Source organism: Collinsella sp. AF08-23 (assembly GCF_003479805.1).
GTDB lineage: Bacteria > Actinomycetota > Coriobacteriia > Coriobacteriales > Coriobacteriaceae > Collinsella.
The window spans coordinates 56,213-80,714 of sequence record NZ_QUHV01000005.1 but is presented as its reverse complement, the minus strand read 5'-3'; the positions used below and the strand labels follow the sequence as shown (position 1 = coordinate 80,714).

Annotated in this window: 20 protein-coding genes; 17 read left to right on the top strand and 3 right to left on the bottom strand. The window is 62.1% G+C overall.

The features are described from left to right. Positions 1-13 precede the first annotated feature (13 nt). The 7 genes from DWV48_RS04115 to DWV48_RS04085 all read left to right on the top strand — a co-directional run bounded on the left by DWV48_RS04115 (position 14) and on the right by DWV48_RS04085 (position 6,650). Complete coding sequence (locus tag DWV48_RS04115) at positions 14-472, top strand: hypothetical protein (RefSeq protein WP_118653575.1); 459 nt, start codon at positions 14-16, stop codon at positions 470-472. Between the two features lie 213 nt (positions 473-685). Next, complete coding sequence (gene tgt, locus DWV48_RS04110; RefSeq protein WP_118653574.1) at positions 686-1,825, top strand: tRNA guanosine(34) transglycosylase Tgt; 1,140 nt, start codon at positions 686-688, stop codon at positions 1,823-1,825. A gap of 245 nt (positions 1,826-2,070) precedes the next feature. Beyond that, on the top strand, positions 2,071-2,784 hold the full coding sequence (locus DWV48_RS04105; RefSeq protein ID WP_118653573.1) for a zinc metallopeptidase: 714 nt from the start codon (positions 2,071-2,073) through the stop codon (positions 2,782-2,784). A gap of 240 nt (positions 2,785-3,024) precedes the next feature. After that, positions 3,025-4,482 carry an exodeoxyribonuclease VII large subunit gene (gene xseA, locus DWV48_RS04100; RefSeq protein WP_118653572.1) on the top strand — a complete coding sequence of 486 codons (1,458 nt, stop codon included), beginning with the start codon at positions 3,025-3,027 and terminating at the stop codon, positions 4,480-4,482. Positions 4,483-4,541: 59 nt separating this feature from the next. Beyond that, on the top strand, positions 4,542-4,808 hold the full coding sequence (xseB, locus tag DWV48_RS04095; protein ID WP_118653571.1) for an exodeoxyribonuclease VII small subunit: 267 nt from the start codon (positions 4,542-4,544) through the stop codon (positions 4,806-4,808). Positions 4,809-5,009: 201 nt separating this feature from the next. After that, a complete protein-coding gene (locus DWV48_RS04090; RefSeq protein ID WP_118653570.1) occupies positions 5,010-5,345 on the top strand; it encodes an HIT family protein in 336 nt (111 codons plus the stop codon). A gap of 135 nt (positions 5,346-5,480) precedes the next feature. Next, positions 5,481-6,650 carry an acetate/propionate family kinase gene (locus tag DWV48_RS04085; RefSeq protein WP_118653569.1) on the top strand — a complete coding sequence of 390 codons (1,170 nt, stop codon included), beginning with the start codon at positions 5,481-5,483 and terminating at the stop codon, positions 6,648-6,650. 63 nt (positions 6,651-6,713) lie between these two features. Here the strand turns inward: DWV48_RS04085 and DWV48_RS04080 are convergent, their stop codons facing one another. Further along, on the bottom strand, positions 6,714-7,196 hold the full coding sequence (locus DWV48_RS04080) for a universal stress protein (RefSeq protein WP_118653568.1): 483 nt from the start codon (positions 7,194-7,196) through the stop codon (positions 6,714-6,716). A 159-nt stretch (positions 7,197-7,355) separates the two neighbouring features. Further along, on the bottom strand, positions 7,356-8,336 hold the full coding sequence (gene pta, locus DWV48_RS04075; protein ID WP_118653567.1) for a phosphate acetyltransferase: 981 nt from the start codon (positions 8,334-8,336) through the stop codon (positions 7,356-7,358). A gap of 186 nt (positions 8,337-8,522) precedes the next feature. Between pta and glf the strand changes: the two genes are divergently transcribed. The 3 genes from glf to polA all read left to right on the top strand — a co-directional run bounded on the left by glf (position 8,523) and on the right by polA (position 13,854). Next, on the top strand, positions 8,523-9,725 hold the full coding sequence (glf, locus tag DWV48_RS04070; protein ID WP_118653566.1) for a UDP-galactopyranose mutase: 1,203 nt from the start codon (positions 8,523-8,525) through the stop codon (positions 9,723-9,725). Next, positions 9,718-10,851 (top strand): glycosyltransferase family 2 protein, encoded by a 1,134-nt coding sequence (locus DWV48_RS04065; RefSeq protein ID WP_118653565.1) that lies wholly within the window; start codon positions 9,718-9,720, stop codon positions 10,849-10,851. Before glf ends, DWV48_RS04065 begins: the two co-directional genes overlap by 8 nt. Before the next feature lie 204 nt (positions 10,852-11,055). Further along, positions 11,056-13,854, top strand: coding sequence for a DNA polymerase I (gene polA / locus DWV48_RS04060; RefSeq protein ID WP_118653564.1), 2,799 nt, complete (start codon positions 11,056-11,058; stop codon positions 13,852-13,854). A 357-nt stretch (positions 13,855-14,211) separates the two neighbouring features. Here polA and DWV48_RS04055 read toward each other — a convergent pair whose 3' ends face one another. After that, positions 14,212-15,045 carry an HAD family hydrolase gene (locus tag DWV48_RS04055; RefSeq protein WP_118653563.1) on the bottom strand — a complete coding sequence of 278 codons (834 nt, stop codon included), beginning with the start codon at positions 15,043-15,045 and terminating at the stop codon, positions 14,212-14,214. Between the two features lie 351 nt (positions 15,046-15,396). Here DWV48_RS04055 and DWV48_RS04050 point away from each other — a divergent pair, with 351 nt between their 5' ends. The 7 genes from DWV48_RS04050 to DWV48_RS04020 all read left to right on the top strand — a co-directional run bounded on the left by DWV48_RS04050 (position 15,397) and on the right by DWV48_RS04020 (position 24,333). Beyond that, positions 15,397-16,278, top strand: coding sequence for a transporter substrate-binding domain-containing protein (locus tag DWV48_RS04050; protein WP_199588897.1), 882 nt, complete (start codon positions 15,397-15,399; stop codon positions 16,276-16,278). Positions 16,279-16,447: 169 nt separating this feature from the next. After that, on the top strand, positions 16,448-17,641 hold the full coding sequence (locus tag DWV48_RS04045) for an amino acid ABC transporter permease (protein ID WP_199588893.1): 1,194 nt from the start codon (positions 16,448-16,450) through the stop codon (positions 17,639-17,641). A 3-nt stretch (positions 17,642-17,644) separates the two neighbouring features. Beyond that, on the top strand, positions 17,645-18,421 hold the full coding sequence (locus DWV48_RS04040) for an amino acid ABC transporter ATP-binding protein (protein WP_294122561.1): 777 nt from the start codon (positions 17,645-17,647) through the stop codon (positions 18,419-18,421). A gap of 779 nt (positions 18,422-19,200) precedes the next feature. Beyond that, on the top strand, positions 19,201-20,502 hold the full coding sequence (locus DWV48_RS04035) for an argininosuccinate synthase (protein WP_118653562.1): 1,302 nt from the start codon (positions 19,201-19,203) through the stop codon (positions 20,500-20,502). Between the two features lie 37 nt (positions 20,503-20,539). Beyond that, positions 20,540-21,967, top strand: coding sequence for an argininosuccinate lyase (gene argH, locus DWV48_RS04030; protein ID WP_118653561.1), 1,428 nt, complete (start codon positions 20,540-20,542; stop codon positions 21,965-21,967). A 392-nt stretch (positions 21,968-22,359) separates the two neighbouring features. Next, on the top strand, positions 22,360-22,767 hold the full coding sequence (gene ndk / locus DWV48_RS04025; RefSeq protein WP_118653560.1) for a nucleoside-diphosphate kinase: 408 nt from the start codon (positions 22,360-22,362) through the stop codon (positions 22,765-22,767). A 201-nt stretch (positions 22,768-22,968) separates the two neighbouring features. Next, entirely contained in the window at positions 22,969-24,333 is a 1,365-nt protein-coding gene (locus DWV48_RS04020; RefSeq protein ID WP_118653632.1) for a serine dehydratase subunit alpha family protein, read from the top strand. The last annotated feature ends 169 nt before the right edge of the window (positions 24,334-24,502 follow it).

Sequence of the window (24,502 nt, the reverse complement as noted above, 5' to 3'; positions counted from 1 at the left end):
GGAAGGGAAGACGATGGCACGTCAGGATATCGAGATTGATGAGGCGCTCACGGCGGTGGAGGACGCGCTTAACTGCCTTGACGCCGCGGCGCGTGATCTCAAGAGCGCCGGCAACTGGGGATGGTTTGACATCTTCGGCGGGGGATTCTTTAGTTCACTGATTAAGCACGACAAGATGCAGGCCGCGCGCCGCCACCTCTCCGCTGCTCAAGCGTCACTGGCACGCCTGGCAGACGAGCTGGATGACGTTCAGGGCTTCGCCGGGCTCGGCCCCGACGTCGGCGACTTCCTCCTCACTGCCGACTGGCTGTTCGACAACGCCTTCATGGACGCCATGGTCCAGCAGCGCATAATGGAGTCGAAGGGGCGCGTTGACAAGGCGATCGCCCAGTGCGAGCAGGTGCGCGATCAGCTCCTCGCGCTTCGGCGGCCCAACCGCGGCGCGGGCAACGGCCTGCCGGGCGCGGAGTAGGCAAAACGACAGATGTAAAAGGGTTTGGACAGACATATTTTGTGCTGCTCAGGCGGGAGTGCGCGGAAAGGGCGTGCCCGATAGTACAATAAGCGGCTGATATCGCGCGGTGCCGCCGGCGCGCGGATGCGAGGTCCCCTTCGCGGGAGCGCCTCGCACGGAAGGGTGATCGCCCCGTGTGCGCCCGGCACCGAATAACCGAGGAGCCGTTTCATGGATCAGTCCCTGTTCAAGTACGAGATCGTCGCCGAAGACCCCAAGACGCATGCCCGTGCGGGCATTCTACACACGCCGCACGGTGATATCGAGACCCCGATTTTCATGCCGGTGGGCACCAAGGCGAACGTCAAGGGCATTCCCACCGAGACGGTCAAGGACCTTGGCGCCCAGATCGTGCTCGCCAATACCTATCACCTCGCCATGCGCCCCGGCGCGGACACCATCGCCGAGCTCGGAGGCCTGCACGATTTCATGAATTGGCACGGCCCCATCCTCACGGACTCGGGTGGCTTCCAGATCTTCTCCCATTCCGACGCAGTCAAGCTCACCGACGAGGGCGTGCGCTTCATCGCCACCGATTACGACGGCTCCCATGTCTTCTGGACGCCCGAGGACAACATGGAGATCGCCATGAAGCTCGGCAGCGATATCTGCATGCAGCTCGACCAGTGCCCCGGGTACCCCGCCACGCGCAAGTTCGTCGAGCGCGCCGTCGAGCTCTCCAGCATGTGGGCCGAGCGTTGCTACAAGGCTCATACCCGCGACGACCAGGCCCTGTTCGGCATCGTCCAGGGCGGCATGCACCTCGATCTGCGCCTGCGCTCCCTCAAGCACCTCGAGGAGATCGGCGACTTTCCCGGCTACGGCATCGGCGGCTACTCCGTGGGCGAGCCCCACGAGGTCATGTTCGAGACGCTCGAGCCGCTCGTGTCCGAGCACATGCCGCGCTGCAAGCCCCGCTACCTCATGGGCGTGGGCAACCCCACTACGCTCGTGCGCGGCGTGGGCTGCGGCATCGACATGTTCGACTGCGTCCTGCCCACGCGTACCGGCCGTATGGGCACGGCGTTCTCCAGCACCGGCCGCATGAATCTCAAGAACGCCAAGTTCGCGAAGGACCCGCGCCCCATCGACGAGAAGTGCACCTGCCCGGTGTGTACCGGCGGCTACTCGCGCGCGCTCATCCGCCATATGGTCACGCAGAAGGAGATGCTCGGCGGCATTCTGCTGTCCCAGCACAACATTTACTTCCTGCTCGACCTCATGCGTCGCGCGCGTCAGGCCATCATCGAAGGCCGCTACGCCGAGTTCCAGGCCGAGTGGATGGCTGGCGAGGGAGCCGTGGACTTCTAGTCTGCCCGGCAATTGAAAGAGCGGAGGGTTCATCGCCCCCGTCCGCATTGCGCAATCGTCCCCGTTTGCGCTGCGTAGAGGGTAGGAATGTCGAAAATCGAGCCTCTCTCGCCCTCGTTTTTCGACATTCCTACCCCCTTTTGGTTCTCTTTTCATTGTGGGCGCCCATCTCCCGCGCCTTGGGCGGTTTTTTGGGTAGAACAAGCTGCATGTGCGAATGGACGCGTGCTTGAAAGGATTCGCAGATGCCTTACTACGGCTATGGATATGGCTACGGGTTTGGATTTGACCCGTTGTATCTCGTTATCGTGCTGGTTACCACGGTTATCGGCCTGATGGCGCAAAACTACGTCAACTCGACCTATCGTCGCTGGTCCAAAGTCGCCTCGGACGGGGAGACGGGCGAGCAGGTTGCGCGTCGCATGCTCGACGACCTCGGGTGCGGTCGCGTGGGCATCAGGGGCACCTCGGGTCACCTGTCCGACCACTACGACCCGCGCGATAACAACCTCTACCTCTCCCGAGAGAACCTCAGCGGCGGATCGGTCGCGAGTGTCGCGGTCGCCTGCCACGAGGCGGGCCACGCCGTGCAGCGTGAGAGCGGGTATTTCTTGATGAAGGTTCGCCATGCGCTCGTGCCCGTGGTGAACTTCACCCAGAACGTCTGGACCATCGTGTTTTTGCTCGGCGTCATGATGAACATGGCGGGTCTCACCACGATCGCTATCGGTTTGTTCGCGTTCTCCGTCATCTTCCAGCTCGTAACGCTTCCCGTCGAGATCGACGCCAGCCGCCGTGCGGTGGCCTATATCGAGCGTTCGGGCATGAGCGAGGTCAATGTGCGCGGTGCTCGCAAGGTGCTCACCGCCGCCGCCCTCACCTACGTGGCGGCAGCGCTTGCCAGCGTGATGCAGCTGCTCTATCTGCTCGCCCGCACCAACAGGAATCGCGACGAGTAGCCCTTCGCGAGCAGCCATACGTGAGCAGCCCCTGCGCGGTGCCCCACGCACCGTTGCGTGGCCGTGCTCGGGGCGCGTGGCTGCGAGGGGGCGTGGCGCGGCCGCAAGAGGGCGGAACGCGCCCGCGAGGCGGATGGCGCGTGCCCGGGTGCGGTTCTGCTCGCTCACGCGGTGCTTCGTTTTGTCCGCACGCGTTGCTACACTGGTTCGAGTTCGAAGATACGAGTGAGAGGAGGGCATATGAACGCGTGGAACCTGACGGGCTCCTCGCCCGAGGCACCTTCCGCGGTGCCCGATGAGGACGCGCTTTCCGTCTCGCAAGCGGCAGAGCTCGCCGCCGGTGCGCTCCACGACATTCCCAAGATCACCGTGCTCGGCGAGGTGACCGGCTTTCGCGGTCCAAACGCTCGTAGCGGCCATTGCTATTTTCAGATCAAGGACGAGTCTGCGGCGCTCGATTGCATCGTGTGGAAGGGCACGTACGACAAGCGCGCCTTTGATTTGCGCGACGGCCTGCAAGTGCTGTTCACGGGGACGTTCGACCTGTACAAGCCCACGGGGAAGATGAGCTTCAAGGCGAGCTCCTTCACCTTGGCGGGGGAGGGCCTGCTTCGTCAGCAGGTTGCCCAACTTGCGGAGAAGCTACGCCGCGAGGGCCTCATGGAACCCGAGCGCAAGCGCCGCATTCCGGTCTTTTGCACGCGCATCGCCGTCGTCACGTCGCTATCCGGTGCCGTCGTCAACGATGTCAAGCGCACGCTGCGCCGCCGCAACCCGCTGGTCGAGGTCGTCTGTGTGGGGGCGAAGGTCCAAGGGGAGGGTGCTCCCGCCGAGCTCATCGAGGGGCTGCGCCGTGCGGCCGCGATTTCGCCCGCACCCGATTGCATCCTGCTCGTTCGCGGTGGCGGTTCCTTCGAGGATCTCATGACCTTCAACGACGAGTCCCTCGCCCGCGCCGTCGCGGCCAGTCCCGTGCCCGTGGTGACCGGCATCGGACACGAGCCCGACAATTCGATTTGCGATATGGTAAGCGACCGCCGGTGCTCCACACCCACAGCGGCGGCGGAGTCGGTGGCCCCCGAGTTCGCCGAACTCGTTAATGTGCTGAATATGCGTGAGCAGCGGCTGCAGCGCTCCCTGGTATCGTTGACCGCTTCCGCGGATGCGGAATGTGAGGGCATGTTGGGGAGGATCTCCCGCGCGATGTCCATGCGGCTCGAGCGTCTTGCACTCGAGGTCGATGGCTATGCGTCGCGTCCGTGCCTGGTCGACCCCACGAATGTCGTCGATTGTCGCCGTGCCGAGCTCGCGCAGACGGCGGATCGATTCGCCGTCGCGTGCGACCGCTCACAGGAGCGTTTTACCGGTGCGCTCGACCGCCTGGCACCGCGCCTGGAGGCGAGCGTTTCCGGTCTGGGCGTCAAACGTCACGCCCTGGACCTGTACACCTCTAAGCTACGTGCCAAGGGTTCGATCATCTTGAGCGGCCCCGTGGCGGAACTGGGGAAAAGCGCGGCAGCACTCGATGCGCTCTCGCCGCTCAAGGTCCTCGGCCGCGGGTACTCCATCGCCTACGACGGTGCCGGGCGCGTCGCGACGAGCGTGGACGTGTTCGCGCCGGGTGACGAAGTGCGGGTACGCATGGCCGACGGCGAAGTGAGTGCATCTGTCCGCAACATCACACATGCTGGGAAATAAGCCGAGAAGATACAGGAAGCTACGCGTTGCCCGGAGTGGCGCCGAGTAAGGAGAAGAACATGGCAGATCGCAAGAACGTTGAGGAGCTTACCTACAAGGAGGCGTCCACCGAGCTTGAGCTTATCATCCGCAGTCTCGAGTCAGGTGATATGGAGCTCGAGGAATCGCTCGAGAGCTACACGCGCGGCGTGGAGCTTCTCAAGAGCCTCCGCGGTCGTCTGGCAGCGGCCGAGCAAAAGGTCTCCGTCCTGCTGCAAGATGTCGACGGCTCCGATCAGCTCGTTCCCGGCGAGCCCGCGGACGATGCCGACAGCCTTACCCTCTAAGAGCCATCCCCTCAACCCGTAGTCGCCCTTTCGATGCGATAATCGAGGGGGACGTCGTTTGTCGGTAGGGGGCATATCGTCCCGCGCGCAGTTCCGCACGAGCCGGACCGTCCGGTGGACGGTCCGTGCGAGCCAGGACTGTTTGAGCACGGGACGATATGCCCCCCCTGCCGACACGGGAACACAATTGAAAGGAGCCCCATGTCCGAATGCATCTTCTGCAAAATCGCCGCCCACGAGATCCCCTCGACCATCGTCTACGAGGATGACCTGGTCATCGCGTTTGACGACCTCAACCCGCAGGCGCCCGCGCACACGCTCGTGATTCCCAAGGAGCACTACGACAACATCATCGATGGCATTCCCGCCGAGACGCTCGCCGCCATGATGCACGCAGTGGCCGAGGTCGCCCGCATCAAGGGCCTCGATGAGGGCTTCCGCGTGATTTCGAACAAGGGCGAGGCCGCCGGTCAAACCGTCATGCACGTTCACTTGCACGTGCTCGGCGGCAAGCCGCTCGGCGAAGGACTCATTTGAGGCCGCAGGGCCCGCATGCAAAATAGCGTTGTGCGCGCGGTGGGATGCCTGCGTGCGCACATTCGCGCTATGATAGAACCGTTGTAACGTCCTGCGCGACGCACGATTGTCCGCGCATCATTTGTAGGGAGTGTCATGAACGTCCTCGTTCTCAACGCCGGTAGCTCGAGTCTCAAGTTCCAGCTCATGAACACCAAGACTCGCGAGGTCTTCACCAAGGGCAACTGCGAGAAGATCGGCCTCGAAGAGGGAATCTTCGGTCACAGCGAGGGTGGGGAAAAGGTCAAGGAGGCCGTCGTTCTACCCGACCACGGCACGGCCGTTCGCATGGTCATCGATCTTATCAACGAGCATGGCTTCGAGATGGACGCCATCGGCCATCGTATCGTCCAGGGCGGCTGGCACTTCACCGATTCTGCCCTCGTTGACGACGACGTGCTCGCCAAGATCTACGAGGTGGCGCCCCTCGCCCCCCTGCACAACTACGCTGAGGCCGGCGTAATCGAGTTCTGCCGCGATGCCTATCCGAGTATTCCGAACGTCGCTGTGTTCGACACCTCCTTCCACATGGGCATGCCCGAGATGTCCTACACCTACCCGCTGCCTCGCGAGGTTCGCGAGAAGTACCACGTGCGCAAGTACGGCGCGCACGGCACGAGCCATCGCTATGAGTGGAAGACCGCCAAGGAGATGCTCGGCGACCGCTGCCACCGCCTGCTGTCCTGCCACTTGGGCAATGGCAGCTCCCTGTGCGCCATCGAGGACGGCGTGTGCCGCGACACCACGATGGGCCTGACCCCGCTCGACGGCCTCATGATGGGCACCCGCTGCGGCTCCATCGACCCCGCCACCGTCTGCTACCTGCAGCGCGTGGGTGGCTACACCGCCGACGAGGTCGATACCATGATGAACAAGCAGTCCGGTATCCTCGCCATGTATGAGAAGACGAGCGATGCGCGCGACATTCGCGAGGCGGCGCTCGAGGGCGACGAGAAGGCGCTGTTCACGCTCGACCTGTTCGCCTACAAGGCGATGCTGCACTCCGGCTCCATGATCTTCTCCATGGCCGGCGTCGACACCATCACCTTCGCTGGTGGCATTGGCGAGAACGACTGGGCGACCCGTCAGGCGTTCTGCGAGTTCCTCGAGTGGCTCGGCGTTCGCGTTGATCGCGCCAAGAACAGGGAGTGCGTGGGCGGCAAGGGCGGCGTCATTTCCGCTGCCGGCTCTAGCGTCACCGTCGTGGTCATTCCCACGGACGAGGAGTATATGATTTCGCTGGACGTCGAGCGCTTGGCCAAGTAACCTCGCTCACCAGAGCATCACGCGAAGCGGCCCCTCACATGAGGGGCCGCTTTCAGTTGGGGACTACTTGACCGTGAGGACGGGAATCTCGGACGAACGCAGAACGCCGTAACTCACGCTGCCGAGCATGCCGCGCAGGGCGCCCAAGCCGCGCCGGCCCATGATGATGAGGTCGCAGCGATGGTCGGCGGCGTAGTTGGTGATCCCGTCCACAGGGGAGGGTGCCAGGCGCGTATCAATGACGACCTTGGCCTTGATGGCATCTAGGTCCTTGCCAAGGATGCTGCCGATGCTGTCGCGCAGCTCGCGGTCAGAGCGCTCGGCGATCGAGGTGAGGAGTGACTCGTAGCTCGTGTAGTCGATGGGGACCTCTCCAAAGGCACCAGCGGCGGAGATCATCGAGGGCGGCATGATATCGTTCGATACGACCGTGACGATATGGATCGTCGCCGTGGGGTCGTCCCCCACGAAGTCGATGGCAAGATGGAGCGCCGCCTGCGCGTGCTCGGACTCATCGAAGGGAACCAAAACGTTCTTGAACAACATGGGTGCCCCTTTCTCTCGCCTTGGCATCCGTTATGACATCTGTACCCTTTGGCGGGCAACCGTAGTCGTTTCGGCCGCACCTTGCGTTTTGATAGGGAAAGGGCCGGGCGCTGCCAAAGCAACGCCCGGCCCCATGGCCACGTGCGATGAATCGGAGGCTTACTCGGCCATCTGAGCCTGAACGGCCGTGATGGCCACCACGCCCACGATGTCCTCGGCCGAGCAGCCGCGCGACAGGTCGTTCACCGGTTTGGCGATGCCCTGCAGGATCGGGCCGTAGGCATCCGCACCGGCGAAACGCTGCACGAGCTTGTAGCCGATGTTGCCGGCCTCGAGGTCGGGGAACACGAGTACGTTCGCCTTGCCGGCGACCGGGGAGCCCGGGGCCTTGAGTTGCGCCACGGTGGGCACGATGGCGGCATCGAGCTGAAGGTCGCCGTCGATGGCGAGCTCGGGAGCCTTGTCCTTGCAGAACGCCACAGCCTCCTGGACCTTCTTGGCGACCTCGCCGCCAGCCGATCCCATGGTGGAGTAGGAGAGTAGCGCCACGTGCGGCTCGGCACCTCCCATGAAGGTCTGCCAGCTCTTGGCGGACGCGATGGCGATCTCGGAGAGCTCGTCGGAGGTGGGGTTGATGTTCAGGCCGCAGTCGGCGAAGATCAGCGTGCCGTCGGTGCCGAACTGCGGGGTCTGGGTGCACATGATGAAGAATGCGGAGACGAGCTTGGTGCCCGGGGCGGTCTTGAGGATCTGCAGGGCGGGGCGCAGCGTGTCGGCGGTGGAGTGGCAGGCGCCGGACACGAGGCCGTCTGCATCTCCCATCTTGACCATCATGGTGCCGTAATAGGTGGCGTCGTTCATTTGGGCGCGGGCCTGTTCGATGGTCACGCCCTTCTTTGCGCGGAGCTCGGCGAACTTCTGGGCGTACTCTTCGTGCTTGGGGCCGCACTTGGGGTCGATCACGGTGACGCCGGGGACGTCGATCTTATCGGGGTCACCCAAGATGACCAGGTTGGCGAGATCCTCCTCGACGATGATCTTCGCTGCGTCGATGGTGCGCTGATCTTCGCCCTCGGGCAGGACGACGGTCTTTTTATCCGCCTTGGCGGTGGCTTTCATGCGGCTCAGGAAATCGCTCATGTACGCTCCTCAGAATGAATCGCTCATCGCGTGCCGCTGCGCGCGATGAGCATTATTGGTGTGACAGAGGTAATTATATGACTCGACCGCTATAATCATTTGGATGAAAACGCGATATGCGGGCCATGGCGACCCCGCTCGTCGCTTCATGGGAAGAGATGTCGCCACCGCCTGCAAGGAGCTGTCATGCAGATCACTTTCGGTCTCCCGGAGGACTTCAACCCGAACGCGTACGACATGATCGTCGTCGGCGCGGGATACGCCGGCGCCGTGTGCGCCCGTCGCCTCGCCGAGACCGTCGGATTCCGCGTCGCCGTCTTGGAGCGTCGCGACCATATCGCCGGCAACGCGTATGACTATTACGACGAGGCCGGGATTCTGGTGCATATGTACGGCCCGCATATCTACCATACGTTCAACGAGAACGTGCACAATTTCCTCTCCCGCTTCACCGAGTGGACCGATTATCAGCACAAAGTGCTCGCCAACGTTCACGGCACGTTCATGCCGGTGCCCTTCAACCACAAGAGCCTGTTGCTCGCTTTTGGCGATCAGCGCGGTGAGGAGCTCTACAACAAGCTCGTCGACACGTTCGGCAAGGATGTGAAGGTTCCGATCCTGAAGCTTCGCGAGAAAAACGACCCGGACCTGGCCGAGGTCGCCGACTACGTGTACGAGAACGTATTCCTGCACTACACGATGAAGCAGTGGGGTCAGACGCCCGACGAGATCGATCCGTCCGTCACTGCGCGCGTCCCCGTGTTCGTGGGTGACGATGACCGTTACTTCCCCCAGGCCCCCTTCCAGGGTATGCCCGCGGAAGGCTACACCGCCCTGTTCGAGAACATGCTCGACCATGATTGCATCGATGTGTTCTGTGGTGTCGACGCACGCGACATCTTCGAGCTCGACGAGACCACGGTTAAGGTTCGCGGCAACGTCTACGGTGGCGAGGTCATCTACACCGGTCCGCTTGATGAGCTGTTCAACCTTGATCTGGGCGCTCTGCCGTACCGTACGCTCGACATGAAGTTCGAGACCCTCGACATGGATCGCTTCCAGCCGGTTGGCACGGTTAACTACACGGTGTCCGAGGACTTCACGCGTATCACCGAGTTCAAGAACATGACAGGGCAAGAGGTCGAAGGCAAGACCACCATCATGAAGGAGTACAGCCACGCTTACGAGCCGGGTAGCGGCCAGACCCCGTACTACGCGATTCTCGACCCCGACAACCGCAAGCTCTACGAGCGGTATCTCGAGCGCGTGCAGCACATCACGAATTTCCACCCGGTCGGCCGTCTTGCCGAGTATCGTTACTACGATATGGATGCCGTGACCGCTTCCGCCCTTAACCTCTCCGACGAGATCATCGCCTGCCATGCCTAATACCGAACAGAACTGCGTTGCGACTGCTTACGATATCGAGGCTGCCCGCGTCGCGTTTCCCATCAGGACGATTTCTGTGACGCCGGCGGGGGAGGGCCACAAGGTGCTCTCTTTTGGCATCCCCAGTTACAATGCCGCTAAGGATATGGATCACTGCATCACCTCAATCCTCGAGGGATCCAAGTTCGCGTCCGACATCGAGATCATCATCGTCGATGACGGCTCGGAGGACGAAACGGGCGCCAAGGCAGATGAATGGGAGGCGCGGTATCCGGGCATTGTCCGCGTGGTGCATCAGGAGAACGGCGGCCATGGCATGGCTGTGCGTGCCGGCCTGCGCGAAGCCCAGGGTACGTACTACAAGGTCGTCGATTCCGACGACTGGCTCGACGCCGCCGCGCTTTCCACCATGCTCACCATTCTTCGCGGATTTGAGGAGCGTAACCTGCGCGTTGACCTGTTCATCTCGAACTACGTGTACGAGAAGGTTCACGAGGGCACGCACACCACGATCAGCTATCGCATGGCGTTGCCGCGCAAAAAGGTCTTTTCCTGGGAGGAGATCGGGCGCTTCCGCCCCGATCAGAACCTGCTCATGCACTCTTTGTGCTACCGCACGGATGTCTTGCGCGGGCACGACCTCCCCATGCCACCGCACACCTTCTACGTGGACAATATCTACGCGTACGTGCCGTTGCCCAACTGCAAGACTCTCTATTACGCCGACATCGACCTGTATCGTTACTTCATTGGTCGTGAGGGTCAGAGCGTAAACGAGGCCACTATGGTCAAGCGCCTGGACCAGCAGTTCCGCATTACGCGCATCATGATGGAGTCCTACCACCTGTACGAGGACGTCGAACAGGAGAAATTGCGCTCCTACATGATGGGTTACTTCACCATGATGATGGCCATCTGCTCGGTGTTCACCAAGCTTTCCGACAAGCCGGGCATCGATGATGAGCTTGCTGCCCTATGGAACGATCTGCGCACGTATGACGAGAAGATGTACCGCAAGGCGCGCCACGGCGTGATTGGCTGGGGCACGAACCTGCCGGGCAAGCTGGGAGAGAAGACCACCATCGGTATGTACCATCTTGCGTCTAAGATCTTCAAGTTCAACTAGGGTTTGCCGAGCGGACGTGCTCGGTCGGCCCCGGAAAGACATCCCTCCCCAAACGCCCTCGGATCTGCGCTTTGCGCAAATCCTGTGGAATGATTAGTGAGGGATGTCCTTCCGGGGCCTACTGCCATCTATCGGCCTGCGCCTACTTGTCCGGGCGGTGGGGTAGACTGGTTTGCGAGAGAAAACGGACGAGAGAGGTCCTCCATGCCTGATTTCACGCCTGCCCGTGCCCGACGCGTCATCGCCGTCATCGATGGCAACTCGCTCATGCACCGCGCCTTCCATGCTGTGCCCCCCACCATGAACGCGCCGGACGGCCGCCCCACCAACGCAGTATTCGGCTTCCTCAACATGTTCCTTAAGATGGTCGACGAGTTCTCGCCCGACGGCGTGGTCTGCGCGTTCGACAAGGGCCGTCCGAAGGTCCGCATGGAGATGCTGCCCCAGTACAAGGCCCAGCGTCCACCCATGGATCCGAATCTTCGCAGCCAATTCCCCATGATCAAAGAACTGCTGAAGAACCTCTCGATCCCCGTGATCGAGCTCGAAGGCTGGGAGGGCGACGATATTCTGGGTACGCTCGCCCGCCGCGGTGAAGAGGCGGAGTGCGATATGTATCTCGTCACCGGTGACCGCGATATGTATCAACTTGTTACAGAACATGTGCATGTGGTCTCCACGCGCAAGGGCCTTTCCGACATCGCCATCATGACACCCGAGAGCGTGGACGACCTCTACCATGGCATCACGCCCAATCTCGTACCCGATTTCTACGGTCTCAAGGGCGACTCTTCCGATAACATTCCCGGCGTGCCGGGCATCGGCCCCAAAAAGGCGAGCGCATTGATCGCCCGGTACGGCAGCTTGGACGAGGTTATTGCCCATGCCGACGAGGTCAAGGGCAAGATGGGCGAGAACCTGCGCGCGCACATCGATGACGCGCTCATCTCCCGCAAGATCGCCACGATCATGACGGACGCGCCCATCGAGTGCGACCTGACCGAGGTGGCGTTCCCGGCGTTCGACGCGTCGTCCGTTTCTGCCGCCCTGGGTGAGCTCGGCATCATGGCGATGCAGAACCGCTTCCTCGCGCTGCTCGGGGAAGGCGCCGCTTCGGCTCCTGTGGCTACGAGCCTGGAGATGCCCGAGGTGCTGCGTGTTGCCCTCGACGCCTCTGCGGCCCAGAAGGGCGATGAGGAAGAGCGGGCCGCATCTGAGGAGATGAACGCGTGCTTCGACGAGCTCTGTCGTGCCCTCGATGCGGACGAGTGGCTGGGTGTCGCCATGGAGGATGACAAGGAAGATGGAGCGCTCTTCGGCATGACGCGTCGCCTGTGGGTCGCCACCGACCGCGCCCTGCTGTCATTCGAGGAACCGCTCGGCCCCTGTGCGATATCCACGATCGACCTTGACCTCTCGGCGGGGGTCATTCCTGGGGTGCTGCATCATATCCTGAGCGAGGGGCGCGTGATCTCTTGCGACGTTAAGGCGTTGCTCCACGAGCTCTCGCCCGTCGATTCGAGTGAGACGGAGCTCCTGGACCCGCTGTTGGTTGACTCTTCGCGGTTATTTGACACGGTGGTTGCCGCGTACCTGCTCGATTCCGTGCGTTCGGATTTTGCCGATTCCTATCTTGCCGAGACGTACCTGCATGCCTCGTTGCCACCCGCGGCGGGGGAGGCGGGCGCGCCGGCGGATGCCGTGAGCGCCTCTGCTCGATCCGCCTGGCTCGCCCGCATCCTGCGTGAGCCGCTCGCCGCCGCGCTTGGGGCTCAGGGCGCGGAGGACATTTTCACCAAGATCGAGATGCCGCTCGTGCGCGTGCTTGCGTCCATGGAGCGCGCGGGCATGTACGTCGACCCCGCACGATTGGCGGCGCAGTCCGAGGAACTCGTTGGTCAAATCCAGTCGCTCGAGCTTCGCATTCGCGAGCTTGCGGGTGGCGAGGAGTTCAATCTCTCGAGCCCTATGCAGCTCTCCCGCATTCTCTTCGACAAGCTCGGCTTGCCCACGGCTGGCCTCAAGAAAACCCAGCGCGGCTACTACTCCACCAACGCCAAGGTCCTCGAGGATCTCGCGAAGGACCACGAGATCGTCCGCCTCATCCTTGAGTACCGCGAGAAGACCAAGATCAAGTCGACGTACCTGGACACCCTCGGCGGCCAGCGCCGCAACGACGGCCGCGTACACACAACCTACAACCAGACCATCACCGCGACGGGCCGCCTATCGAGCTCCAATCCCAACCTGCAGAACATCCCCACTCGCTCCGAGCTGGGCCATGCGGTCAAAAAGGCGTTCTCGGTGGAGGAGGGCTCGGTCTTTGTGGCCATCGACTACTCGCAGATCGAGCTGAGGCTGCTGGCGCACCTCTCGGGCGACGAGCATCTGGTGAGTGCCTTCAACGAGGGCGAGGACTTCCATGCCGAGACCGCCGCGCGCGTGTTCGGTGTCGCGGTTGACGAGGTGACCCCGCAGCTGCGCAGCCGCGCCAAGGCGGTGAACTTCGGCATCGTGTACGGCCAGCAGGCATACGGTCTGTCGCAGACGCTCGATATCCCCATGGCGGAGGCCCGTGAGATGATCGACGCCTACTTCCGCGCGTACCCGGGCGTGCGCACATACCTGGATGAGACGGTGGCCTTCGCGAAGCAGACCGGATATGCCGAGACCATGTACGGGCGCCGCCGCCCCATCCCTGAGTTGCGCGTGCCCGCGCAGCGCATGTTCGGCGAACGCACGGCGATGAATCATCCGATGCAGGGCTCCGCTGCAGACATCATCAAGATCGCCATGGTGCGCGTGTCCGAGCGACTGCGTGCCGAGGGCTTTGCCGCCAAGATGATTCTGCAGGTGCATGACGAGTTGGACTTCGAGTGCCCGGCATCCGAGGTCGACGCGCTCGTGGCCATGGTGCGCGAGGAAATGGAGGGCGTGGCTCAGCTCCGCGTGCCCCTCATCGCGGACGCCAGCATCGGCGAGACCTGGGCAGAGGCGAAGTAGCTCTTTGCGATATCGCGGTTTTCCCGCCGAGTTACCGCGAATCGCTCGATTTTGTAACGAGTTTCGAGACGCCCCGAGTAGACGGCCGGTCTGGATGGTAAAACCCCAGTTGGCAGGAGGCCAAAACCCCCGTCTACTCGACCCCTTCGAGAATTCGTTACATTTTCGTCCGATTCGCGGCAGAGTCTCGCTGGCCGTGCGTTGGTAGATGGAAGAAGGGGCGTGGAGGCTGGTGCTGGGCCTCTGGCTTCTGATCATTCCGCATCATCAGCGGTGCGAAACTCGATTTTTAATCGACTGCATGTCGCTGGTGATGGGCTTCGCGGTTTTGGTTTGCGAGTCGATCGTGATGGGGCTTTATGCCATCGCCTCGATGATGCGGTCGATGACGGTGAGCACGCCCGCCTCGTTGTTGCTCGGGGCGAGGAACTTGCCGTGGGCATGCATGTGCTCGGCGGCATTGGCCATCACGTAGCTGTGGCCTATGATGTCGAGCATGGGGATGTCGTTATAGGTGTCGCCGAAGGCGGCGATATCGGTGAGCTTGATGCCCAGATGTTCCGCCAGATGGCGAATGCCCGACCCCTTGTCGATACCGAGGTTCATGAAATCGAGCCATTCATCACCGGCGCACGTGACGTACAGGCGCTCTCCGAATTCCGGCCCATACACCTCATCGAAATTGCGCTTGCTGTCCCAGTTGGGGAAGTATATCGAGATCTTATTCGAGTCGACATCGATTTCCTCGAAGGTGTCGATGTAGATGATATTGCGGTAGTAGATGCTCACCACGTCATGGTGCACACGGTCGCGCTCAAGCGCGTACGCGACGTCGAAGGCGCAGAGCACGGGGACGCCGCACCCCGATTCGACGCAACGCGTGAGGACCTCGCGGTACAGGTCGTGATCGATGAGGTCGCGGTAGATGAGCTCATCGCGCAGGTAGACGGATGCCCCGTTGTCGGCGACGAGCGCCATATCTTGGTGATGGGCCGGGAAGGATTCGCGCAGGGCGAGCGCGGGCCTGCCGCTCGCCGCGCAGAACACGACGCCGCGTCGCGCGAGTGCGTCAATGCGTTCGTCAACGCCCTCGGGCATGGATTTGTCATCGGCGAGCAGGGTGAGGTCCATGTCGGTGGCGACGAGTCTGATCGAGGAGAGGTCGGTATCGGCGAGGTACGAGGGAAGCATGTGATCCTTTCCGGTTTGGGCGGCGCGCGCCTTGATGTTCGCAGGTATTGTATAGCCTGAGTGCCGCACATCGGTACAAAAGCGGTTACCGCGCTCGATTTCTCTGCCCGCTGAAATTCTATGCATGTGCATGTATAAGAAATGTAACTAATCTATTTCTTGGTATACCTCCTGATTATGCTCCACCAAAACGGAGTATCCTGCCCTACAGCACGCGGAACTTTCACGCATTAAGTTGCAAGGGAGAGGGGGATGGGCCCCCTCTGGTTGCGTCGTGCGGAAGGGGTCTCAGACAAACATTGGAGGTTCATCATGACTCGTGAGACTGTTGACGTATCTATCCAACCCGCTATGCGTTCGCGCAGGGAGTTCCTTAAGCTCTCCGGCATAACGGCTATGAGCGTGGGAGGCATGATGTTCCTTGCGGGCTGCGGCCCCGCTGCCCAGGATGCAGGACAGAGCGGTAGCACCGACGCTTCCGCATCGGCGGCTCAGCTGGGCGATGGCAAGACGCTGCGTGTTGGTATGGAGGCCGCATACGCCCCGTATAACTGGCAGGTCTCCGAGGAGTCTGAGTACACCATTCCAATCGAGAACGTCTCGGGTGCTTACGCCGACGGCTATGACGTCCAAGTTGCCAAGATGATCGCCGAGGGCCTGGGTATGGAGCCCGTCGCGGTCAAGCTCGAGTTCGGCTCGCTGATCGACGCGCTCAACAACGGTCAGATCGATATCGTGTGCGCCGGTATGTCCGTCACGCCCGAGCGCGAGGACGCCGCCGCGTTCTCCGACTCCTATGTCGATGACGACATCATCATGATTTGCAAGAACGATTCGGCCTACGCCGGTGCCACGACGTTTGCCGAGCTTGCGGGCGCCTCGATTCTCGGCCAGGCGGCGACCATGTACGACGACGTGATCGAGCAGATTCCTGACGTCAACCATATGACGCCTGCTGAGACGCAGCCCATGGTCGTCGAGAACCTGATGAACGGTACGTGCGACATCATCACCTATTCCATGCTCTCCGCCCCCAAGCTGCTCGAGGTCTATCCGGAGCTCGTGGTGCTCGACATGGAGGACTCCTTCGAGGATTCCCTCATGCCCGATAACGCCGCGGTGGCCAATGAGAACAAGGCCGTCCTCGACCAGATCAACGAGATCATCGCGGGCATCGATGACGAGGAGCGTCAGGACATGTGGTCCGCCTGCATGGATCGTCAGCCTGCATAACGTATCCAAACCGCCCGAGCGCGGACATAATCTCTTCGGGCGTGGTTGCGCTTCGCTCCACAAAACGCCCTACGAGAATATGTTCGCGCTCGGGCTTTATACATCTTGCTGGGCCGCCATCTCACGATCGGTGGCCGTATCGCTATTATTCAATTAAAGGAGTCGATCCATGACCACCGCATCGGCGGGTGCTCGCCCGCTTGGTCGCTTGGCCTCGTTTGTTTTGGATGATCATCGCTACGTGTTGTTGGGAACGAGTGTGATTGCGGCGATGGGCATGAGCCTGTCCAGCCAGCCGCGCCCCGCACTGAGTTTCCTTGCCGGTGCGTATGCGCTTGAGGTCGTCTTGTACTACCTGCTCGTTGCTTGGCTCGTGCTTGCCGCCGTGGCCTTGGCGTTCAAGCTCGCTCGGTGGAAGACGTACGCGCAGGTGTCGCCCTTTACCCAACCTACCGTTGCGCGCGCGTTGCGCTACGGATCGTATGCGGTGTGCGGTATCACTGCCGTACTCGCGCTCGACCGCCTTGGCATGGGGATCGCATCTGCTTGGCAGGTCGCGGTTACGGCCGAGACGCGTCCCGCCTCCACGCTCGAGAGCATGCTCTATATGCTCTACAACAGTCGCGCCATCTTCTTCTCCGGCTTCAAGACCACCGTCGCGCTCGCGGTGTTCGGCACGGTGATCGCGTTTTTCCTCGCACTGCTCTTGGTGTTCCTGCGCATCCAGGTCATCGACCGTTCCGACAACGATTTCGTTCGCTTTTGGAAAGTCGTGGGCAGCGGTTTCGCGCGCCTTTACAGCACCGTGGTCCGCGGCACGCCCATGATGGTCCAGGCCATGATCATCTTCTTCGGCGTGTTCGCGCTTTTTAAGATGACCGACCTCACCACCACGCAGATCAACGCGATCTGGAGCACGTTTACCGCCGGTCTCGTCACCATCGTCCTCAACTCAACGGCGTATATGATGGAGGTGCTACGCGGCGGCATCGAGTCGGTTGACACCGGTCAGACCGAGGCGGCCCGTTCGCTTGGCCTGTCCCAGTGGGAGGCCATGCGCAAGGTCGTGTTCCCCCAGGGCGTCAAATTCGCCATCCCCGGTCTTTCCAACGAGCTCGTCATCAATATCAAGGACTCGTCGGTCCTTTCCGTCATTGGCACCTTTGACCTTATGTTCGCAACTACCACCGTGGGCGGCATCTACTATGCCAAGTTCGAGGCGGCGCTCGTGACGAGCGTGATCTACCTGTGCCTCACCATGATCGCTTCGTGGCTGCTTGGTCGCCTGGCGAACCGCCTCAACGTCAAGTCGGTGAAGCTTGGCAGCACTTCCGATCAGCCCGTCAACGTCGAGGAGCACTAGACCATGGCTATGAACGACAACACCGCCGTTACGGCTCCCGCCGGCGATTACATGGTGCGTATCGAGGGCCTGCGCAAGTCCTTCGGCGACCTCGAAGTCCTGCGCGACGTCAATCTGGAGGTCGCACCCGGCGAGGTGGTGACGATCATCGGTGCCTCCGGATCGGGTAAGTCGACGCTTCTGCGCTGCATCAACCTGCTCGAGACGCCCGACGCGGGACACGTGTGGTTTCAAGGAAGCGACCTCACCGCCGACCACGTGGACGTGAACTCGCTACGCGAGGACATCGGCATGGTTTTCCAGGGATTCAACCTGTTCAACAACATGGATGTGCTGGCAAACTGCACGCTGGCTCCCGTAACGCGCAAGAAGATGTCGAAGGGGGAGGCCGAGACGGTCGCTCTCGAGCACTTGCGCTCGGTGGGTCTGGCGGATTTTGCCCACGCTGCGCCCTCGACGCTATCCGGTGGCCAGAAGCAGCGCGTGGCGATTGCCCGCGCCTTATGCATGCGTCCCAAGATCATGCTGTTCGACGAGCCTACCAGCGCCTTGGACCCGCAGATTGTCGGAGAGGTGCTCGAAGTCATGCGAGGCCTGGCCAGCGACGGTATGACGATGGTCGTGGTGACGCATGAGATGGAGTTTGCGCGCACCGTGTCCGACCGCGTGGTCTTCATGGACAAGGGCGTGATTGCCGAGCAGGGCGACCCCGAGCAGATCTTCACTGCGCCACACCACGCACGTACCCGTGAGTTCCTCTCGCGTTATCTCAAAGAGTAGACAGGCGCTCGCCGCCCCGCGTCTCGGACCGTATCATCCGGCGCTCGAACAGTTTTTCACCTCATCACTTCAAGGCGAACGCGCCCCCTCCGCCCATATCATCCCGTGCTCAAACAGCGCTGTCGCGAACTGCGCGCGGGACGATATGGGCGGAGGGGGCGCGGCACATGTTTGGGGAGAGGCGTAGTACGTGGAATTTCTATTCGTTGCCGTAGCCCGTCCCCTGGCGCGCATCATCCGCCGCGAGTTCCGCACGAGCCGAAGGCCACTTAATGTGGCCTTCGTGCGAGCAGGATTGTTCGAGCGCCGGATGATGCGCGCCAGGGTACGGGGTGGTAACAAAGTCGCAACATAACAGAACGTCGCGTGAATCGATGTCACTTTAGGCTACTATAGTGACCAACGATTGACACGGCTGGTTTCGAAGGGATGAGTAACCGTGGCACAGCTTCTGGCTACATATGAGGGCATGGCGCACATCGCCATCATGCCTTGCCAGAACGCCGCCGATGCGGCCGCCCGACGCCAGCGTTCAATCTCCCGACGACGATAACTCGTTGTCTCTGTTCGCTTGGAGGTCAAGTCCTCCAAGCAGAGTCCAACTGATATCGTCGAGGGAGGGTCCGCCGCAAGGCGGATTTTTCTTACCAAACGGCCGCACGCGACTCGCGGCGCGTTTGGTGCAATGGGGACGTACCCCAATTGCACCATGTGGGGATATCGCAATCAGTTGGGCTCACCCGTTCTCAAGCCGAATGGCATATCGAAAGGATGAACCCATGAACACCGTGAACACTGTCTCCAAGGAAAAAGTCGTACTTGCCTATTCTGGCGGCCTCGATACCTCCGTCTGCATAAAATGGCTGCAAAACGAGATGGGTCTCGACGTCATCGCCATGCTCGGCAATGTGGGCCAGGAGCACGACGGCCTGGAGAAGGTTGCCGAGAAGGCCAAGATGCTCGGCTGCATCGCCGTCGAAGTGGTCGACATGACCGACGAGTTCGCCTCGGACTACATCACCTGCGCGCTTGCTGCCAATGCCATGTACGAGAACAAGTATCCGCTGCTTTCCGCGTTGTCCCGTCCGTTGATCTCCAAGCACCTCGTTGAGGTGGCTCACAAGTACGGCGCGGCGAGCGTTGCCCACGGGTGCACCGGTAAGGGCAACGACCAGGTGCGCTTCGAGACCTCCATCACGGCCCTCGACCCCTCTCTCAAGGTCATCGCCCCGGTGCGTGAGTGGGACCTCGGCATGCGCCCCGACGAGATTGCTTATGCCCAGAAGCATGGCGTGCCGGTTGCGCAGAGCATCGAGAAGCCGTATTCCATCGACGATAACCTCTGGGGCCGTGCCATCGAGGCCGGCGTCCTCGAGGATCCGTGGGCGGAGCCCCCGGCGGACATCTGGACGATGACCGTCGACCCCGTTGACGCGCCCGACGCGCCCACCTATGTCGAGATCGGCTTCGTCGCTGGCGTGCCGGCGAGCCTTGACGGGCGGGAGCTGCCGCTGGCGGAGCTCATTGCAAAGCTCAACGCCATCGCAGGCGCGAACGGCTACGGCCGCATCGACATGATCGAGAACCGCTACGTGGGTCTCAAGTCTCGCGAGTGCTACGAGGTCCCGGCGGGTCTTGCGCTCATTCAGGCTCACAAGGCGCTTGAGGATCTGTGCCTGGAGCGCGACGTGCTCCACCACAAGCTCGCCCTTGAGCAGCTTTGGGCCGACCAGGTCTACAACGGCCGTTGGTTCAGCCCCTTCAAGCAGGCGCTCGATGCCTTTATGGGCGCCACGCAGCAGGATCTCACCGGCGCGGTGAAGCTCAAGTTCTACAAGGGCGGATGCGTGGTCGTGGGCCGCAAGAGCGCCGCTGCCCTGTACGACCCCGCGCTCGCCACCTACGACAACGACGATGCGTTCGACCAGAAGGCCGCCAAGGGCTTCATCGACATCCAGGGCCTCTCCATCAAGACGTGGGCCATCAAGCAGGCGCAGCTCGCCGGTGCTGGTCAAGATGTCCATTTCGAGGTCGTGGCGGATGCCCAGTCCACTGCTTGCGACCAGGTCGTGAATTACTAACGAAACCGCATCGAGTTTACCTAAGGAGAGCGGATATATGGCACTTTGGGGCGGACGGTTCGAGGGCGGCGTGGATGTGTCCACGCAGGAGTTCGGTGCATCGCTTCCCGTCGATAAGCATCTGTATAAACAGGATATCGCCGGTTCGCGCGCACATGCCGCGATGCTCGCTAAGCAAGGAATCATCACCGAGGCGGATTATGAAGCCATCGCCAGCGGTCTCGCGGCGATTGAGGCCGAGATCGATGCGGGCGCGTTCGTCTTTGACATCAATGACGAAGACATCCATATGGCCATCGAGAGCGAGTTGACGCGCAGGATAGGCGAAGCGGGCAAGCGCCTACACACGGGTCGCTCGCGCAATGACCAGGTGGCCACCGACACGCGCCTCGCCGCCAAGGCTCTTTCCAAGCAGCTCATGGAGGCCAACCTCAAGCTTCGGCAGGTGTTGGTGCGCGTGGCGATCGATAATGGCACGGTGGTCCTGCCCGGCATGACGCACCTGCAGCACGCGCAGCCGGTCTTGCTCTCGCATCATCTGCTCGCGTATTACTGGATGTTCACGCGCGACTTCAAGCGGCTCGATGCGGCGTTTGAGGCCGCGGATGCCTCTCCGCTCGGTGCCGCTGCGCTTGCGGGCACCACGTATCCGCTCGACCGCGTGGCAACCGCTTACGCCATGGGTTTCACGCGCGTGATCCCCAATTCGCTTGACGCCGTGTCCGATCGAGATTTTCTTCTCGATTTGCACTTTGCCTGTTCGACCATGGCCATGCATCTCTCGCGTCTGGCCGAGGAAATCGTGCTGTGGAGCAGCTCCGAGTTCGGGTACATCACGCTGTCTGATTCCTTCTCGACCGGCTCGTCCATCATGCCGCAAAAGAAGAACCCCGATTTCGCCGAACTTATCCGCGGTAAGACCGGGCGCGTGTACGGTAACCTCATGCAGCTGTTGGTGACCTGCAAAGGTCTGCCGCTTGCGTACAACAAGGATCTCCAAGAGGACAAGGAGGGGGCGCTCGACTCCGCTCGTACGCTTAGCCAGTGCCTCGAGGTGATGGCGGGCATGGTGGACACGATGCACATCAACGCCGAGCGCATGCGCGCCGCCTGCAGGGTCGGTCATTTGGCAGCCACGGATGTTGCCGATTATCTCGCCAAGAAGGGCATGCCCTTTCGTGAAGCCCATGCCGTCGTGGGGCATTTGGTGCTGGAGTGCGACCACCGCGGATGCCAGCTGGAGGATCTGCCGTTCGAGGTCTTCCAAGAGGCGAGCCCGTTGTTCGCGCCCGACATTACCTCGGCACTCGATATCGATGCGATTGTCGCCGCGCGCACCACGGAGGGTGGGACGTCGCCTTCCGCGGTGAAGGAGCAGCTCAAGTTCGTTCGCACGTCGCTCGTGGGCGACGAGGCGCGCGTGGGCGGTCTGGGCTATGTAGTCTCCATGGGTGCGGGCGCGTAGGGACCCTTGGGCTCCGGTTGAAGGCGCGGTTGCGGCTCCTGATGCCGCTCTCGCTGGCCACCCGACCGAGGCCGCGCCTCCGTCGGGTGGCAATTGCGGCGAGACGCCGGCTCCGGGTGGTCGCTGCGTCCCGGATACCGATGCGACCCGGATGGCGCCTCTGCCCGAACACCGTTGCGGTTTGGACGTCGTTGCTGCATCGAGAGTTAACTCTCGATGGTGATTTCCCGCAGATAGCTGAATTGAAGCGTTCCAAAGTGAACTTTGGGAGAGGGTGGAGAATCGTCAAGGGTGGCATGGGGTAAGATGAGGCCAGCGCGTCGCCGTCAATGAAGGCTCCTCATGGGTGCCCGACCTGCGCGCACCGTTGATACCTGTTGAAAGGGGACGTCATGCCCGCTATGGAGCAGACCTTCATCATGATTAAGCCCGATGCCGTGCGTGACCGCAAGACCGGGCTCATCATCGACCGCATCGAGCGCTCCGGTCTTACCATCGAGAAGATGGAGAAGTGCGTGCTCGACGACGAGACCGTCAAGGTCCACTACGCCCACCTCGCCGACAAGCCGTTCTTCCCCAATCTCGTCGCGTTCATGACGAGCGGTCCCGTGGTCAAGATGGTCGTCTCGGGCCTCTCCGCAGTCTCCAAGATGCGCACGCTCATGGGCGCCACCAACCCGCTTGACGCCGCGCCCGGCACCATCCGCGGTGACTTCGCCGTCGATGTGAACGCCAACGTCATCCACGGTTCCGATTCGCTGGAGAACGCCGCCATCGAGATCGAGCGCTTCTTCGGCTAGTTTCCCAGTTGGAGACGTAGTCCAATTGCAAGCCGTGTCGGGGGTCGAATCGCACGGTACCCCCTAACGACCCCGCGCCATCTGCCTAACGGCGGACGGCGCGGGGTTTGTTATGGCGCGGAGCCGCTCGGGTTCGCTACACTGAAGAGCATCGGACATACGAACGAGGGGGTTCCCGTGGCAGAGAAGAGCGTAGACGAGATGACGGTTGAGGATCGCGACGCCGCGTTGGGCGACCTGTTGAACGGCGAACTCATCTGCGCGCTGGGATGCACGGAGCCGATTGCGCTGGCGTATGCCGCCGCCCTTGCGCGCCTGGTGCTCGGCTGCGAGCCCGAGAAACTCACGGTGGGCTGTTCGGGCAACATCATCAAGAACGTTAAGAGCGTCACGGTTCCCAACTCGGGCGGCATGCGCGGGGTCGAGGCTGCTGCGGTCTTGGGCGCCGTGGGCGGTGACGCCTCGGCCGCCCTTGAGACGCTCGAGGGTGTTACCAATGCCGACATCGTCCGCACGCGCGAGCTGCTCGCCCGAGAGGACTATATTGATATCTCCCTCATCGAGGGCGTGCCCAATCTGTATATCGAGGTGCGCGCCGAGGCTCTCGGGCATGCGGCGGAGGTCGCCATCTCGGAGCACCACACCAACGTTGTCCGCTGTACGCGCGACGGCGTACCCGCGATCCAATTGTGCCCCGCCGCGCGAGCCGAGCGTGACGTCGAGGACGCGTGCTCGGGGACGTGCGCGCTCATGAGTGCCGTCTCGGTTCAGGAGGCTGCTGAGGACGAGTCCCAGACGGCTCCGGTGCCGGGGCTGTCGCTCGACGTCATCCTCGATTACGTTGAGTCGGGCGATATCTCGCATGCGCGTGCCTCTCTTGAACGCCAGCTCACGCTTAACGCTGCCATATCCGCCGAGGGTCTCGAGAACGCATGGGGCGCCGAGGTCGGACGCACGCTGCTCGCCACGCGCGGCGACGACCTCGCCTGCCGCGCCCGGGCCCGCGCCGCCGCTGGTTCCGACGCCCGTATGAGCGGTTGCGCCCTGCCCGTCGCGATCGTATGCGGCTCGGGCAACCAGGGCATCACGTGCGCCCTGCCGGTGCTCACCTACGCTGAGGAGCTCGGCATCGAGGGGGAGCGTCTCACGCGCGCCCTTGCGCTGGCGGACCTCGTCGCCATTCATACCAAGAGCTATATCGGAGCCCTCTCCGCGTTCTGCGGCGTGGTGTGCGCCGCGTGCGGTGCGGGCGCGGCCATCTGCTGGATGCGCGGCGGCACGCGCGAGCAGATCGGCGCGACGGTAGTGAACACCCTCGGCAACGTGGGCGGCATCGTGTGCGACGGTGCCAAGGCGAGCTGCGCGGCGAAGATCTCCGCCGCGGTGGATGCCGCCATCCTGGGATGCGACATGGCGCTCGCCGGCCGCGGCTTCCGCGCGGGTGAGGGCATCGTGCAAGACACCGTCGAGGAGACCATCGCCAGCATGGGTTACGTGGGCCGCGTGGGCATGAAGGACACCGACGTCGAGATCTTGAAGATCATGACGGGCGAGACACGGTTGTAGGCGTGCTGCCTCTGCCTATGTGACAGCTTCGCTTACAGAGATGATCCGAGCGCGTAATGTCGAAAAATGAGGACTGTGAAACGCTTCATTTTCTACATTCCGCTCTCAGCGCAATATTGGTCTTCGTTTGAGTTCGATGCCGCTCCTGGGGTGTATTCGGGTGAAGGCT